This window comes from Vibrio sp. EJY3 (genome assembly GCF_000241385.1).
Taxonomy (GTDB): domain Bacteria; phylum Pseudomonadota; class Gammaproteobacteria; order Enterobacterales; family Vibrionaceae; genus Vibrio; species Vibrio natriegens.
The window spans coordinates 196409-211415 of record NC_016614.1 but is presented as its reverse complement, the minus strand read 5'-3'; the positions used below and the strand labels follow the sequence as shown (position 1 = coordinate 211415).

The following is a 15007-nucleotide window of genomic DNA, read 5'->3' as shown; positions in this document are numbered from 1 at the left end:
TTAACGGCATACATAATCTTTATTGAAAGAGGGATAAAATGAAAAAGACAATGTTGGCAGTAACGAGTGCGGTTATTATTCTTGCGGGCTGTCAAGACGAAAAACCAGCAGAAATGACTGCGGTAGAAACGCCTCAAGTAGAAGAAGTGCAAGTCGCTGAAGCAACTGACGCAATGCCAGCGCCAGAAGAGCAAGCAGTAGAAGAACAAGGCATTTCAGCAGAAACTTTTGTCGACACTCAACACAATGCAAGCAACGCTCTTGATTGGAATGGCACTTACCAAGGTACACTTCCATGTGCAGACTGCTCTGGTATTGATATCACTATCACTCTAAATCAAGACGGTACTTACCTGCTTGAGCAAAGCTACCAAGGCAAAGAAGATGGCCAATTCAAGTCAGAAGGTCAATTCAGCTGGGATGAAAGTGGCAGCACGGTAACGTTAACCAACGAAGACGCACCGAACCAGTACTTTGTCGGCGAGAACGTATTAATGAAGCTAGACATGAACGGTGAAAAAGTAACAGGCGAACTTGCTAATAATTACAACCTAATCAAACAGCAATAAGCGCTATTATGTTGTGAAAAAGTACTCAAACCGAGCAGACTCCTGCTCGGTTTTTTCATGTCAGATCAAGCAAAATGCCCCGCGATCCGCTTAAATCGTGGGTTGGAATTAAAGGCCTCTCTGTATCTACATGCACTGCTGCTTCAACCAGTTGGTTAACTTTATGATCTCGGCTTGCTTAGCGCGGCTTTTCTTATGAACAAAGTAAAAGCTATCGCCAGTATCTAAACCATGAGATGGGATATAAACCAAGTCATGTGCGATATCTCGTTCGTTAAGCATAAAGTCGTTTGCAAATGCGATACCTTGGTCGTAACGCGCAGCCTCTATCGCTAATAGCATATGGCTAAAATGCTGCATATCGACATTATCTGGCAAAGTAAATCCGCCCGCCTTACACCACTCAGACCAATCCTTTCCACGCTCGCGATAGACAGAGTCGGTGGAGAGAAGTGGATACTGCCAAAACGCTTCCGGCATCGGCATTTCTTGCATCTCTTTCCATAATTTATGGCTACAAACCGGATATAAAATGTCCTTATATAAGTGAACAGAGACATAATTTCGCTTTGGTTTTTGCACCGTGATGAAACAATCTCCAACACTCTCGGTTTGCTCCGGGTCTCCCGCCATCATGTTAAGCGTAAGTTCAATCTCGGGATGTAAGCGTTTAAAATCAGACAAACGTGGAATCAGCCATTTTACCGCTAGCGAGCTATAAATTGCCAAACGAATGCTGCCCTTCTCACCTTCACGAACCTTCTGGCTCGCCATTGCGATGGCAGTAATTGCAGGGCTGATGTCTTCCAGATATTGCGTGCCAGTATCAGACAAAGAGAGCTTTCTGCCTTGGCGAATGAACAACGACTCACCGAGGTAATCCTCAAGTAAACGGATCTGGTGACTCACAGCACTTTGCGTCACATTGAGCTCTTCAGCAGCAAGCGAAAAGCTTAAATTTCGCGCCACAGATTCGAAGCAGTGAACCGCTCTAAGCGGGGGTAATTTCATTATCTAAAAATCTCATACTTAAACTAATAAATATCACTTCACTTCATCCTATGACATCACCTACTCTTGCGCAAAGAATGAGGAGATAAAAAAGTGAAAGTTACATCTGTCGGAGCAGCAATGCTGCTATTAATTGTTGGAAACCTTATTGCGGTAATTTCAGACGCTTTGATTAAAAGCGTCGGTAATGATGTGCCCGTTTTTCAGTTTGTGCTATTCCGACAAGTTTCCGCCGTACTGTTTTTGCTTCCTTTTTGTTTACTGAGTCGACCAACTCATTTTATGGAAGGGTTTAAATGGCATGCTATTCGTGCACATGTATGGTTACTGGGCGCGATATTCATGGTCTTTGCAATTTCATCTTTGCCGCTGGCGACTGCAAACGCGATTTTCTATGCCGCTCCATTAATGATGTTGCCTATTGCAGCACTGTTTTTCAAAGAGCAGCTTTCGAAACAATCTGTCGCTGCTGCCATCATGGGCTTTTTAGGCGTGTTAGTCATCATTCGCCCGGATCAAATCGATTGGGCGGCGATTTCAGCATTTGTTGTAGCGATGAGTATTGCGGTCAATAACTTATTGATTCGAAAAATACCTAGAGAACAGTCCGTGATGCACACTTTGCTTATGACGAATTTAGCGGGTATCCCTGTTGCACTGTTGCTTGTTTTTATTGAAGGGAAACCTTGGGATTGGAGTGCTTTCCCAGTCGCCGCAGGTTCCAGCTTATTTATCATGATATACGCAGCGACATGTGTACTCGCGTACCGTTCAGTAGAAAGCAATAAGATTGCCAGTGCGGAATACAGTGGCTTGATTGGCGCAGCCGTTATTGGCTTTATTTGGTTTGATGAATTGCCGGACATATTCATGGCTATTGGCACGGTCATGATAATAGTACCGTTGATTTGGCTGTCGAAGCGCGAACGGCGTATTCGAAAACAACAAGCTCAAATTCAAGTCAATCAGGAGCAACAGGCGCAGGTTACCTGATACCAGATAGACAAAAACCCCGTTGTCCAAAAGACAAAGGGGTTTTTATTTATGTGTAGCCTATCGCCCAATTACTGTGGCAGAACGACATTACCGTCTTGGATTGGGAAACTTTTCGTCGCTGGCTTACTTGCTAGACGAACCGTTGTTGGTGCACCTGCGACTTCATAGGTGACATCATAACCAACCACTTTTTCTGACGTGGTATATTCGGTGTGACATTGCTGCTTCGTCGTCGTTACCACATCGCCCTTTTGCACATTTTCTTGGATCTTACGACCTGTTAATGCACCAGCAATTGTCCCTGCTGCCGTAGCAATGATCTTACCAGAACCACCACCAATCTGGTTGCCAAGAGCAGCACCAGCCGCAGCGCCACCAACAGTACCAAGAATTTTATTGTCATCTGTCGGTGCAACTTGCTGTGTTACCACCACATCTTTACACACTTGATGAGGGTTCTTGACTGTTTCTGTCACTGCTTCAATCAAAGTGATGTTAGCTTGAGTCGGAGCTGGCGGCGTTTTCTCCTTACAGCCTGCTAATACAGCAACAACCACGGCCGCAATTGCAATAGATTTAGTATTCATGGTTTACATCCCAGCATAGTTTATTCTATGTCCGGTATAGTAAGTCGGAAGCACAAATACACATCAAGCGAACATGAGCGCCCTGTCATTAGAACGTTAAAAAACAGCGTTTTTTAAAAATGGCGTAAAGAAATAACTAACGGCATGTCAATTGAACCGACATTGCATCAACGACACCTATCACTGATGCAATCTCATTAAGCGAAACTGATTGATACTGAGGTTCAGGCTAAACTGAGGAACAGTTCATCGTCTGATAAGTATTTATGTCGGTGACTCATGCTACGCACGTGCATAAACATAAAATCGGGAAATCCCGGGGCAATAATGTTGTTTGGTTCCCAACACAAACCACCAACAAAAATGTAGCGGCCTTGTTTTTCATCATCATGGAGCGGGTTATTGATAGGCGAAGACAGCTCTGCACGGCAACCTTCAACTACGCACACAATTTGCCCTTTGAACAAGCCGATTACCCGTCTCACCAAGTTGGCTTTGATCCCACATTTCCAAGCCTGACGAGTTGCCATTTCATAGCCGTATTTTCTTATTGCTTTCTTCTGCAAATGTACAACTAAATTCATTTTTTACTCCTGATTCAAGCTATTACGTTGAAGCCCAAAGTCATCAAGAAGCAGTTAGACACACAGTTAAGCGAACTCGCTGTGGGTAACGTTGGGTAAAGATACTATAACGAAATCACCCTCTACGTTAGCCTAACTAATTTTTGTCGACACGATAGAGGGTGATTATCAAGGGAGATATAGAATGGCGATCAGGCATCAATCAAATAGTTTTGCCCTTCATTCTCTAGGCGATCAATGAGATCACGGCACTCATCTAAATCTAAAGGCTGTTCAAAGCGGCGCTTTAGATTCATCAAAAAGAAAATGTCTTCACACATCGCTTTCTCTGGTTCATCACTAATTTTCGCGACAGGCGAATCGTTGCAGGAGACCATTTTAATTACCATGGATAAAGGCTTATAAGCCGTGCCTTTATCATTAATATATTCGCCCATGTCGTTTGCCAGGAAAGTACCAATACCGAAGCTAACCTGAACTCGACCCTGAAAGTGCTCACAAATGTCTAACGCTTGTTCAAAATTAAGACCATCGGTAAATACCAGAGTCTTGGTCATCGGGTCGATATTCAACGATTCATAATGCTGAATCATTTTGTCGCCCCAAGCGAATGGGCAACCACTGTCATGACGCACACCAAAGTAGGCATTACTGAGCTCTTCATCAAAGTCTTTAAGGAAAGCATCAATACCGATAGTATCCGTCAGTGCAATGCCTAACGCACCGTTAAACATCTCCTGCCAACGTTGCAACGCTATTTTCTGCGAGTCACGGACATTCACTAACGCCTGATGCCCCATGAACCACTCATGAGCCACAGTGCCAATCGGGGTGAGATCCATTTCACGCGCTAAATGGTAGTTGCTGGTCCCCGTGAGACAATCGGGTAACTCCTGGCACAAATACTCAAGCATGATTCGCTGTGCCTGGAAGGAGAAACGACGTCGAGTCGACATATCGGAAAATTTGAAACTCGAGATATTACGACGCTTCATCTCCGACTTAAGGTAACTAACTTTATCTTGCAATACCGTCTGGAACTGCTGTAACGGAATATCAGACCAACGCAAACGACTGCGAACTTCAGAAACGATACTCATGATGATGGTTTCGTACAAAATGGTCTCTTTCCACAACCCAGTGATCGTGATGCGCAATTGGCTGGAGCCATCTGGCATCGTTTTATTGTGCAGCGACACATCATTTTGTGGATTAAAGCGGAAGTGGCGTAATGCATCGACAAACTCGGGCTTGAGATACGGAGCGACACTTTTCATGTACTTGATTTCATCGTCTGTAAAACGAAGGTCTTGAAGCTTAAGGATTTCTGCTTCTACCTCAGGCAATAAATCAGACAGATCTTCTTCACTACGAACGATAAATTTGTATGACACCATCGCATCAGGATACAGAGCGGCAACAGCGCTCATCATGTTCACTTTGTAGACATCAAAGTCCAAAGCACTTTGGATGATGCGAGAAGAAAATAGATTGGTTGTCATTCGGTGCCCTTCCACATACCCTTCCCTGAGTATATAACTTTTTGTTACTAACTAATTTGCGTAAACAATAAACACCCATCATTAGTTTGTCAACTTTTGTTACTAACCACTCTTTTTAATAAGGTTTTTATCTTTAAAAAGCGGATACCAGTTGTGAATAACTCAAAAATATCGTTAATCTCATACCCAAACTGAGCCCTCAACAAAGCAAAAATGGTTACGAACAAATCGTTACTTACCCATTGAATGAACACTTATTATGCGCTAGATTACTTACAACTTATTATTAGGACCCAACCATGATCGTAACTGTCGACATCATTCCATTCAGACTTTCTGGCTGTGCCAATAAAGGATTGGAAGTGTTGCTGATTAAACGTTCAAATCCGAACCGACCATACCATGGCGTATGGGCATTGCCAGGTGGATTTGTCTTTGATAAAGATTTGACCCATGAAGGCGGACGCCCAGCGGATGAAAATTTCGAAGCGGCACGTCGCCGTATTTGCCGAGAAAAAATCCATACTTACCCTCGTCATTTCAGTGAAGCGTTTATTGATGGTGATCCGAAGCGAGATCCAGACGACTGGAGTTTAAACATCACCCACTATGCCTTAGTGGATCGAAATAATGTTGAGCAAATAAACAACGCTGGCGTTCCAGAATGTCACCTAAAGTGGTTCCCACTGCAGGCCATCTTAGATGGTGAGGAAACTCTGGCTTTTGACCATCAGAATACCATCGAAAAAGCCTGGCAAAAGTTGCGCGCTTCTATCGAATACACGTCCGTACTTCTGTTCGCGTTAGACAAAGAGTTTTTGGTTGCCGACATCATTTCTGCTTATCAGGAGTTTGGGATAGACATCAGCCGCATGACCATCAAACGCCGTTTGATCGACTCAGGCGTACTGAAACCAACCAACAAAGTCGCTTCCACCAACAAAGGTAAAGGTGGTAAACCAGCCATGGTGTACACACTCACGAGCGACGAAGTCACTTTTTTCCAAAACTGTTTGCGTGGATAAGCGCAGGCAACCAGACAGACAAGGAGTCTGCTATGACTGTTCGAGTAAACTATCAAACCACTGCGGTATTCGATGTGGATCCTGAAAAAGGGTTCAGTGAGCTTTGCCCTGACGAACTACCCGTAGCAGGCGCCCTTGAAATAGTACCGGAACTGCTTAAAAACCACGCAAAAGGTCGTTTAAAACTGGTGAGTCGCGACTTACACCCGTCTAAAGCCGCTTGGGACGCAGAAACGCCAGCCAATATGTTAGAGCCTGTTGGTTTGCCAAACGTCGACGTGAAATGGAATCGTCACTGCGTACTCGGCACGACCGGTGTTGAACTGTTAGACGGATTGCCGCCTGTTCTGGAGTATGATTTCCAAGTCAATAAAGGCATGGATCCAGACGCACATCCATACGGCGTTTTCTTTCATGACGTAGCTGATACCAAAACGACTGGTGCGAATGAGTTCCTGAAATGTAACGACATCGATACGCTTGTTGTCGGTGGCTTAGCGCTCGATTTCTGCGTAAAAAAATCGGTGATGCAGGCATTAGATCTCGGGTTTAAAGTCGTTGTGAATCTTGCTTCGACACGCGCAGTATTGCCAGATACCCTTGATGATGTGATTGCTGAAATGAAACAAAACGGCGCGTTATTTGTTGACTGTGCTGATGACATCATTGTCGAGCAGTTTGCATAAGATCATCACGATAAGGAAATCACCATGCACCAACACGAAAAATTAAACTACGTAGAATTTGGCAGTACAGATTTGAGTGCGACAAAGCAGTTCTTTGAGCAAGTTTTTGGCTGGTCATTTGTCGATTACGGTCCGGATTACAGCGCATTTTCTGGACAAGGACTAGACGGCGGATTCTTCAAGTCTGAGCTTGTCAGTCACACCTCAAATGGCGCAGCACTGTTGGTCTTTTATAGTTCGGACATTCAGGCGACCTTGTCCAAGGTGGAACAACATGGTGGGCATATTTTGCGCCCAATCTTTGAGTTTCCCGGCGGTTGTCGATTCCACTTTACTGAACCAAGTGGCAATGAGTTTGCGGTTTGGTCAGAAAGTCACTAATTCGACCGCCAGAAACATGCTCTTGTGGTCTGATTAGCAAGTCGCGCCTTGCACTTGACTGTGATGCCACGACATAATGCGCCAAACTTTTAAGTGAACAGATTTATGCAAGAGATTTACTTTGCGGGCGGCTGCCTGTGGGGCGTACAGGAATTTATGCGCCACCTTCCCGGCGTGATTGCAACCGAAGCGGGTCGTGCGAACGGCACGACAAATTCCACTGCCACGGATTACGACGGTTATGCGGAATGCGTACGCACTCAATTCGACCCTTCGCAAGTATCTATCGAAGATTTGATGGGTTACTTCTTCGAAATCATCGACCCTTACAGCGTCAATAAACAAGGTGAGGACGTCGGTGAAAAATACCGAACGGGTGTGTATAGCCAAAACCCGCAACACCTCGACAGAGTAAGAAGCTACATCGCAAATAGAGAAGATGTCGCTAAGATCGTGGTCGAAGTACGTGAGTTAACCAACTACGTACCAAGTGATGACGAACACCAAGACAGGCTAACTCGCTTCCCGGATGATTACTGCCATATCCCTCTGGACTTATTACACAAGTATAAGAACCGCTAACAGCCAGTATTCGCTGAATATTTTTCAGACGGATTTAAAAACAACAAAGGGAGCACAAGGCTCCCTTTTAGTTATTTACAATCTTATCTACTAGAAGAACTTAACGAGCGCCTTCTGCTTCCAATTCCTGTTCCGCCACTGACAACATTGCAAACTCTTCTTCTGCTGAAGTCGCAACCAGTTTGTTGCGGCTGTAGAGTCCGTAATACGCTCCACCGATAACGAACAGTCCCATGGTCATAAAGAACGCTGAAGGATCAAATGCATAAACGCCAGTCATCGCGATTAAAGAAAGCACCAACGAGATACTTGACGTAACAATACCACCTGGTGTTTTGTATGGGCGATGTAGCTCAGGTTGCTTGATGCGTAGCAAGATGTGGCTTAGTGACATCAAAGCGTACGATACGGTTGCGCCAACAACAGCCATTGCCAGAATCAAATCACCTTCACCTGTCAGCGAGACTAAGAAGCCAAATACACCCGGAACAAATAGTGCACGAGTCGGCACTTTCTTATCACTTGTTAGTGACAAGCTTTGTGGCAGGTAACCAGCACGAGAAAGCGCGAATACCAAACGGCTGTAGCCGTAAATGATTGAGAAGAACGACGCAATCAAACCAGCCAGACCAAGTACGTTAACGGCAGTAGCAATAGTCGGGTTACCTGTCAGCTTCAGTGCATCAACCAATGGTACCGCACTATCACCAATAACTTGTGAACCTACTGCACCAGCTAAAAGCACAACCACAAGAGTCGCTGTTAGTAGTAGGAACAACATTGCACCGATAATGCCTTTTGGCACGTCTTTCGCCGGATTTTTCGCTTCTTCTGCCGCTAAAGGAACCCCTTCAACCGCGAGGAATAACCACATCGCAAACGGTAGTGCAGCCCATACGCCATACCAACCAAATGGTAACGCTTCTGTTGCCTGAGCAGTTGCTGGAGCAATATCAAACAGGTTATTGATGTCGAAGTCACCTATCAGCACACCGGCGGTCGCCAAAATGGCCAACACCGCTAATCCACTAATAACCATCATAACCTTTAGCGCTTCACCCACACCAGCCATGTGAATTCCGATAAAGACGGCATAAAAAAGTGCGTAGACAACAGGGCCATCAATACCAATCAATTCATTCACCGCTGAGCCAATGAATATTACAATCGCAGCAGGTGCAAGCGCATATTCAATAAGTACAGATAAACCGGTAAAAAAGCCGCCCGTCGGTCCCATTGCCTGACGCGCAAAGCTATAGCCGCCACCAGCAGCCGGAATCGCCGCCGACATTTCCGCCAATGATAAAACCAACGTTAGGTACATCACCGCCATCGCAATCGCTGCGATAAGGAAACCACCCCAGCCTGCCTGAGCGATACCAAAGTTCCATCCGGCAAAGTCCCCGGAGATAACATACGATACGCCCAGCCCCGCAAGCAGAATCCAGCCTGCGGTCCCTCTTTTTAACTGTCTTTTAGCCAGATATTCCTGATGATTAGACATAGTAAATCCCTCTACATTTTAGAAATTAAGAAATTGTTGTTGTGCTTATCTTCGAGGTCGCCACCACTCTCTTCGTCAATGGCAGAACGGTCCTTTAAGTTCACGCCTGAGAGTTGGAGTCTTCGAGCCTCTTTAAGCAAATAGAATGCGCGTTGACAGGCATCGTCATAATTGAGTCCTTGCGGTCGCACGTTAGAAATACAGTTTCGGTCGGAATCCTTCGAGCCGCGTTTCGCTCCCCAAGTCAGGTACATACCCATACTGTCTGGCGATGTCAGTCCCGGTCTTTCGCCGATAAGAACCAACACGGCTTTGGCATTAAAGCACTCGCCTACATCATCACCGACCGCGACTCGCCCCTGCTTCACAATAGCGATAGGCGCTAAATTCCATTGGTGTTCTTCATCACCACTCATTAGTGAAACTAAGCGACTGATAACAGATAAGGCATGGTTCTGGATCGCGACAGAAGAAAGGCCATCGGCGATAACGATCGCTAAATCGAGCTCGGTATTGTGTTCCTTGCCAATGGCTTCAAGCGTGTTCCAGGACGCTTCATCAAGCTGGCGGCCTAGATCTGGTCGCTGCAAATACATGAATCGATCGGTGACTTTGCTTGTCACCACGACAGGCGGCTCAAGTGTTTGTTTGAGAATCGAGTACGAGTCGGACAGCTGGGCGACCAGAGAATCTACATTCAGAGTACAATGCACTGCGTCCATCGCCTGGGCGTGATCGAGCTGAAAAGAGAGCAATTCATCCGTCGGAACACTATTTCCACTGCGACCCAGAGCGATACGCGCAGAAGTAAACTCACGTAATTTATCCCAAGGATTACGTGTCACGACTTTTGCTGTTGCGCCGTCTGAGATTGAAACCACTTTACCCATGAGCACGCCCCTTATTCAGCTGTGAAATTGCGCCGGCAAACGAATTAGAAATGCGGTCGTTTAAACGAACCTCGTGTACGTCTTCGAAAATTTGCATGTCGGTAAGCCACTGTTCGAACTCAGGCGCAGGCTTTAATCCAAGCACTTTTCTCGCGTATAACGCGTCGTGGAATGAGGTAGTTTGATAGTTGAGCATGATGTCATCAGAACCCGGAATACCCATGATGAAAGAACATTCGGCTACGCCCAACAGCGTAAGAAGGTTGTCCATGTCATTCTGATCAGCATAAGCATGATTGGTGTAGCAGATATCGCAGCCCATCGGCAGCCCAAGAAGCTTGCCACAGAAGTGATCTTCCAGACCGGCACGAATGATCTGTTTGCCGTCAAACAAGTATTCAGGCCCGATAAAACCAACCACAGTGTTTACCAACAAAGGATCAAACTGCCTTGCTACGGCATACGCACGAGTTTCACAGGTTTGCTGATCGACACCGTGAAAAGCATTTGCAGACAAAGCCGTGCCCTGTCCGGTCTCGAAATACATCACGTTGTTACCAACCGTTCCTCGGTTAAGTGAAAGCGCTGCTTCGTGCGCTTCTTTTAATACAGCTAGGTTGATGCCAAACGTGTCGTTGGTGCCTTGTGTGCCACCGATTGACTGGAAAACCAGATCGACAGGTGCACCCATCTCGATAGCCTCGATGGTGTTGGTCACATGGGTCAGAACACAAGATTGGGTAGGAATTTGATAGTGCTGAATAACTTCGTCCATCAACTTCATCAATTTCACTGCCTGAGGTACGTTGTCAGTTGCCGGGTTGATGCCAATTACCGCATCACCGTTGCCGTACATCAGGCCATCAAAGATCGTCGCGGCTATGCCGTTAAGAGAGTCGGTCGGATGATTAGGCTGCAAACGGGTAGATAAGCGGCTTGGTAAACCAATCGTATTACGGAAAGCCGTCACTACCTGGCACTTTTTCGCGACCAGAATCAGGTCTTGATTGCGCATGATCTTGCTGACCGCCGCCACCATTTCAGGCGTTAGACCGGGACGAATTTTGGCTAACGTGACACTGTCCGCTTGTTCGCTCAACAACCAGTTGCGAAAGTCACCTACCGTCAGGTGTTCGATCGGTTGAAAGGCTTCACGGTCATGAGTATCAATAATTAAGCGCGTGATTTCATCGCTTTCATACGGGATCACGACTTCGTTTAGGAAGGTTTTTAGAGGCAGCTCGGATAACGTCATTTGCGCCACGACGCGCTCTGCGGCTGACTCGGCACATACTCCGGCCAGCGCATCGCCAGATCGCTCCGGGGTAGCTTTTGCCATCAAGTCTGCCAATGACTCAAAGGTATACACCTTACTTCCTTGTTGCCGACGATAAGTTGCGGTCATGATTCTTCCCCTTCAACTACATGGTTCAGTTTTTGCAATTTTTCTGCTGATAGTTCTATAAGTTTCTATAGGGATTAAAGCGAAATGCATTCCCGATGATTATCAAAAATCGGCAATGTTAAAAAAGGGTTTTTAAACAGTACGTTAACTATGTTTTGCCCTACTTTGATTCACTACACAGGCATCGGAAGTAAATATGATGAATGATGAACAGATCTCTGCCGCACCAACTTTGTGCACAAATCCCACAAAAGATGCAAACCAACAAGCAGCAAGCCTTGTCAATTGGCAACAGGAATATGACCAAATCAGTAATGGCCGCTTCCTAGGGCAAATCAGAGAGCGACGATTCAACAGTGTGCACGTATTTCGTGAAGACAGTAACCGTGCACTCAGACAGCAATGCCGTGTAGAGGAAGGTGGGGTTTGGCTGGGGATAAGCGTTGAAGATAAAGCGTTGCATATCAATCATTCACAACTTGATGCTGACAAGCTTTTACTTCGCCAAGGGGGAGTAGACTTTGAGTTAATTACGCCAGAAGCCTTTTCAATTTATGGCATGGTGCTAAAGCAAGGTTTTGTTCAGCAGCTTAAAGAGCAACTCGAGCTTGACGATGTGAAAGGGCAAGAGCTCTACTTGTCTGGCCTAAGCGAGCGTCACATTCAACAACTCAAATATTACTTGGGCATATTACTTGATCCCAACCAGGCTAGATGGTCGTGCGAAACGCATCAAACGGTCGTTAAAGATGTCCTGATGGAACTATTTTCGTTAAGTTCGCAGCAAGAAGCCTCGCCAAAAGCATCCTCTCAGCGACAAGTTGTGATGAACCGCATTCGACAATATTTGGAAAATCAGGATTACAGAACCCCAATTACCGTAAGTGAACTGTGTGAGGCTGTACATGTGAGCCGTCGAACGTTGCAATATACATTTGAAGCGTGCTGCGATACTTCTCCGAAACAATTTATTCATCGAATGCGACTGAATCAGATACGCCGTATACTGCAAAATCCTCAAGAAACTCGTAACATCGCAGAGATAGCCTTTGACTTTGGCTTTTTCCATCTCGGACAGTTCGGCCAAAGTTACAAACAACTGTTTGGTGAAATGCCCTCGGAAACAAGGCAATGCCTCTGATGAAATGAGATTTTTCAGAAGTAAGTAATCACTTCCTCTCAAGTGCTTTCGAACTATACACGCTTGTAAGGCTTAGATATTCTGAGCAATACGCCACAACGCGCCACTTGGGTCAAACAGACAGCATTCACGCATCCCCCAGGGCTGATCGACCAAATCAGTAAGACGGGAACCAAACTTATCATGATTCAATTGTGACAGATGCTGGTGCCAGCTTTGGACGTCCTCCACCAGCAAATGCATCATGAAATTATGGCAATGTTCCGGCTCATAAAAGTTTTGTAAAAGGAAAACATGCTTCCCTCGGAAGAAGTACGCCACGTCACCAAAATCGGACGCCATCTCAAAACCAGCTTCCTGATAAAACTGCTTTGAAAGCTCATAATCCTTGGCTGGTACAAACGACTTTATTTCTACAATATTCAGGTTTTCCATTTCCTAGATCCAAATTCAGTAACACTGACTTATCAATCAACTTTAAGCAACGCGAGAGCATCTCACCAGCTAGCTCCTTAATTTCTTATTACGATGGTACGCATTCTGCTATTTGTTCCTGCAACCAATCCACAAACTTCCGTTCTAATTGAGTTAGAGCCTTATCTTGATGAAGTAAAACATAATCATAGCCTGATAACGTGAAGCCAAAAGGTGCAATGAGATTACCACGCTCAAGATCATCCATCACCAAAGGGTAAGATCCTAACGCAGCGCCTAAACCATCTATCGCGGCTTGAATACAAAAGTAGAAATGGTTAAAAGTCTGCTGCGCATTCTCACGCATTTCTGGATGCTCAGCGCTTGCCATCCATTCTCTCCAAGCGTCCGGTCTGGTTTTGCTGTGTAATAACTTAACTTTGCACACGTCTTGTTTAACTTGCTGCCAATAATTTGGAGAGAAAACAGGACCCACCCACTCTTCAACTAATAGCGTTTTTGGGTATTCGTGCAGTGGCTCAAAATCGTCTCGACGAATCGCCATAGAGAGCCCAGTTGAACCTAGTGCTACTGGCCCCCCAGCCGTGGACAAACGAACGTCAGCTCCGCATCCCTCATTAAAATCAGACAGCCGCGGCATCAACCAGCGCATGGTCAAGGTTGGTTCACACGACACCTCTAAGCATTGATGCTTTTGTTGCTGTAATTTGCTCACGCCGTTTTCCAAAGCCTGAAAAGCTTGCTGCGTATAACCTTTCAATATTTCCCCTTCTTTCGTGAGAAAGACATTTCGACCTTGCTTGTAAAACAGAGGCTGTTCGAGATAGCTCTCTAGCACTTTTATCTGCTTACTCACTGCACCATGAGTAATGCTCAGCTTATCTGCCGCTTCTGTAAAACTGGATGAAGACGCCGCAACGTGAAAAACTTGAAAGGATTTTAGGTGCCTCATGTGTGAATTATTCTCACAGGTTTTGGAATTTGTTTCGATTATAGTCTTCGAGTTGTCAGCCTACAATTCGAGTGTCCATAACAACAAATAAGCAGGAGTCATCATGGAGTTGTTCAGCCTTGCGTTACTAGGCATACTTATCGTTATTAGCCCTGGAGCCGATTTTGTGTTGGTATTAAAAAATAGCATTAACCAAGGCAGACGCGCGGGCATTTGGAGCGCAGTCGGAATTAGCCTCGCTATCTCAATACATATCTCCTACTCTTTATTCGGGATCAGTTACTTAATTTCACAAAATGAATGGCTGTTTAGTATGATTCGTTACTTAGGTGCGGCCTATTTGGTGTACCTCGGATTAAAAGGCCTTTTTGCTTCACCATCGCTGCAAGCCGAAGGGCAAGCCGCACACGCGTGTGCACCTGATTGGCAGTTTTTTTTTCAGGGCTTTCTGTGTAATGTCCTCAACCCAAAAACGATGTTGTTTTTCTTAAGTATCTTTAGTCAAGTAATCAACCCTGAAGCGGACAACCAAAACAGCGCTCTGATCTATGGGGCGTATATGATTGCGTTGCACGGTATTTGGTTCTCGATGGTAGCGGTACTGTTTACCTCGCCATATCTACAAACGCTACTGCTCAAGGTGAAGCATCGACTCAATCAAGCATGTGGAGCGGGCTTGATCCTGTTCGGCGCTATGCTTGGATTGAAATAATTAGAAAAAAGCGGACTCATTTGAGCCCGCTTTAACTTTGCAATG

17 protein-coding genes are annotated in these 15007 nt (G+C 45.5%); 8 read left to right on the top strand and 9 right to left on the bottom strand.

What is annotated here, in order from left to right; genetic code table 11:
- The first annotated feature begins 38 nt into the window (after positions 1–38).
- The gene (locus tag VEJY3_RS16905) at positions 39–569 is read left to right on the top strand and encodes a copper resistance protein NlpE (RefSeq protein WP_014233620.1); all 531 of its coding nucleotides are present in this window, start codon (positions 39–41) and stop codon (positions 567–569) included.
- Between the two features lie 126 nt (positions 570–695).
- Here the strand turns inward: VEJY3_RS16905 and VEJY3_RS16900 are convergent, their stop codons facing one another.
- A complete protein-coding gene (locus tag VEJY3_RS16900) occupies positions 696–1580 on the bottom strand; it encodes a LysR family transcriptional regulator (RefSeq protein WP_014233619.1) in 885 nt (294 codons plus the stop codon).
- Between the two features lie 93 nt (positions 1581–1673).
- On the opposite strand from VEJY3_RS16900, the gene VEJY3_RS16895 reads away from it, so the two are divergent.
- Positions 1674–2573, top strand: a complete 900-nt coding sequence (locus tag VEJY3_RS16895) for a DMT family transporter (RefSeq protein ID WP_014233618.1) — start codon at positions 1674–1676, stop codon at positions 2571–2573.
- 71 nt (positions 2574–2644) lie between these two features.
- On the opposite strand, the gene VEJY3_RS16890 is transcribed toward VEJY3_RS16895, so the two are convergent.
- The 3 genes from VEJY3_RS16890 to pncB all read right to left on the bottom strand — a co-directional run bounded on the left by VEJY3_RS16890 (position 2645) and on the right by pncB (position 5249).
- Complete coding sequence (locus VEJY3_RS16890) at positions 2645–3163, bottom strand: glycine zipper 2TM domain-containing protein (RefSeq protein WP_014233617.1); 519 nt, start codon at positions 3161–3163, stop codon at positions 2645–2647.
- Between the two features lie 224 nt (positions 3164–3387).
- Positions 3388–3747, bottom strand: coding sequence for a hypothetical protein (locus tag VEJY3_RS16885; protein ID WP_014233616.1), 360 nt, complete (start codon positions 3745–3747; stop codon positions 3388–3390).
- 191 nt (positions 3748–3938) lie between these two features.
- Positions 3939–5249, bottom strand: a complete 1311-nt coding sequence (pncB, locus tag VEJY3_RS16880) for a nicotinate phosphoribosyltransferase (protein WP_014233615.1) — start codon at positions 5247–5249, stop codon at positions 3939–3941.
- A gap of 299 nt (positions 5250–5548) precedes the next feature.
- Here pncB and VEJY3_RS16875 point away from each other — a divergent pair, with 299 nt between their 5' ends.
- The 4 genes from VEJY3_RS16875 to VEJY3_RS16860 all read left to right on the top strand — a co-directional run bounded on the left by VEJY3_RS16875 (position 5549) and on the right by VEJY3_RS16860 (position 7923).
- Complete coding sequence (locus VEJY3_RS16875; protein WP_014233614.1) at positions 5549–6274, top strand: NUDIX domain-containing protein; 726 nt, start codon at positions 5549–5551, stop codon at positions 6272–6274.
- A 32-nt stretch (positions 6275–6306) separates the two neighbouring features.
- Positions 6307–6960, top strand: coding sequence for a nicotinamidase (locus VEJY3_RS16870; protein ID WP_014233613.1), 654 nt, complete (start codon positions 6307–6309; stop codon positions 6958–6960).
- Between the two features lie 24 nt (positions 6961–6984).
- A complete protein-coding gene (locus VEJY3_RS16865; protein ID WP_014233612.1) occupies positions 6985–7341 on the top strand; it encodes a VOC family protein in 357 nt (118 codons plus the stop codon).
- A 105-nt stretch (positions 7342–7446) separates the two neighbouring features.
- Positions 7447–7923 carry a peptide-methionine (S)-S-oxide reductase gene (locus VEJY3_RS16860; protein ID WP_014233611.1) on the top strand — a complete coding sequence of 159 codons (477 nt, stop codon included), beginning with the start codon at positions 7447–7449 and terminating at the stop codon, positions 7921–7923.
- A 100-nt stretch (positions 7924–8023) separates the two neighbouring features.
- On the opposite strand, the gene eat is transcribed toward VEJY3_RS16860, so the two are convergent.
- From eat to VEJY3_RS16845, 3 genes are read right to left on the bottom strand one after another with little or no spacing between them, the layout of a single operon-like run.
- The gene (eat, locus tag VEJY3_RS16855; protein ID WP_014233610.1) at positions 8024–9427 is read right to left on the bottom strand and encodes an ethanolamine permease; all 1404 of its coding nucleotides are present in this window, start codon (positions 9425–9427) and stop codon (positions 8024–8026) included.
- Positions 9428–9438: 11 nt separating this feature from the next.
- On the bottom strand, positions 9439–10317 hold the full coding sequence (gene eutC, locus VEJY3_RS16850; RefSeq protein ID WP_014233609.1) for an ethanolamine ammonia-lyase subunit EutC: 879 nt from the start codon (positions 10315–10317) through the stop codon (positions 9439–9441).
- A complete protein-coding gene (locus VEJY3_RS16845) occupies positions 10310–11722 on the bottom strand; it encodes an ethanolamine ammonia-lyase subunit EutB (protein WP_014233608.1) in 1413 nt (470 codons plus the stop codon). Before VEJY3_RS16845 ends, eutC begins: the two co-directional genes overlap by 8 nt.
- Before the next feature lie 196 nt (positions 11723–11918).
- On the opposite strand from VEJY3_RS16845, the gene VEJY3_RS16840 reads away from it, so the two are divergent.
- Positions 11919–12863 (top strand): helix-turn-helix domain-containing protein, encoded by a 945-nt coding sequence (locus tag VEJY3_RS16840; protein WP_014233607.1) that lies wholly within the window; start codon positions 11919–11921, stop codon positions 12861–12863.
- Positions 12864–12935: 72 nt separating this feature from the next.
- Here VEJY3_RS16840 and VEJY3_RS16835 read toward each other — a convergent pair whose 3' ends face one another.
- Together VEJY3_RS16835 and VEJY3_RS16830 are read right to left on the bottom strand one after the other, a co-directional pair.
- A complete protein-coding gene (locus VEJY3_RS16835; protein WP_014233606.1) occupies positions 12936–13298 on the bottom strand; it encodes a VOC family protein in 363 nt (120 codons plus the stop codon).
- An 88-nt stretch (positions 13299–13386) separates the two neighbouring features.
- Positions 13387–14250 (bottom strand): LysR family transcriptional regulator, encoded by an 864-nt coding sequence (locus VEJY3_RS16830; protein ID WP_014233605.1) that lies wholly within the window; start codon positions 14248–14250, stop codon positions 13387–13389.
- Positions 14251–14353: 103 nt separating this feature from the next.
- On the opposite strand from VEJY3_RS16830, the gene VEJY3_RS16825 reads away from it, so the two are divergent.
- Positions 14354–14962, top strand: coding sequence for a LysE family translocator (locus VEJY3_RS16825; RefSeq protein WP_014233604.1), 609 nt, complete (start codon positions 14354–14356; stop codon positions 14960–14962).
- Positions 14963–15007: the final 45 nt, after the last annotated feature.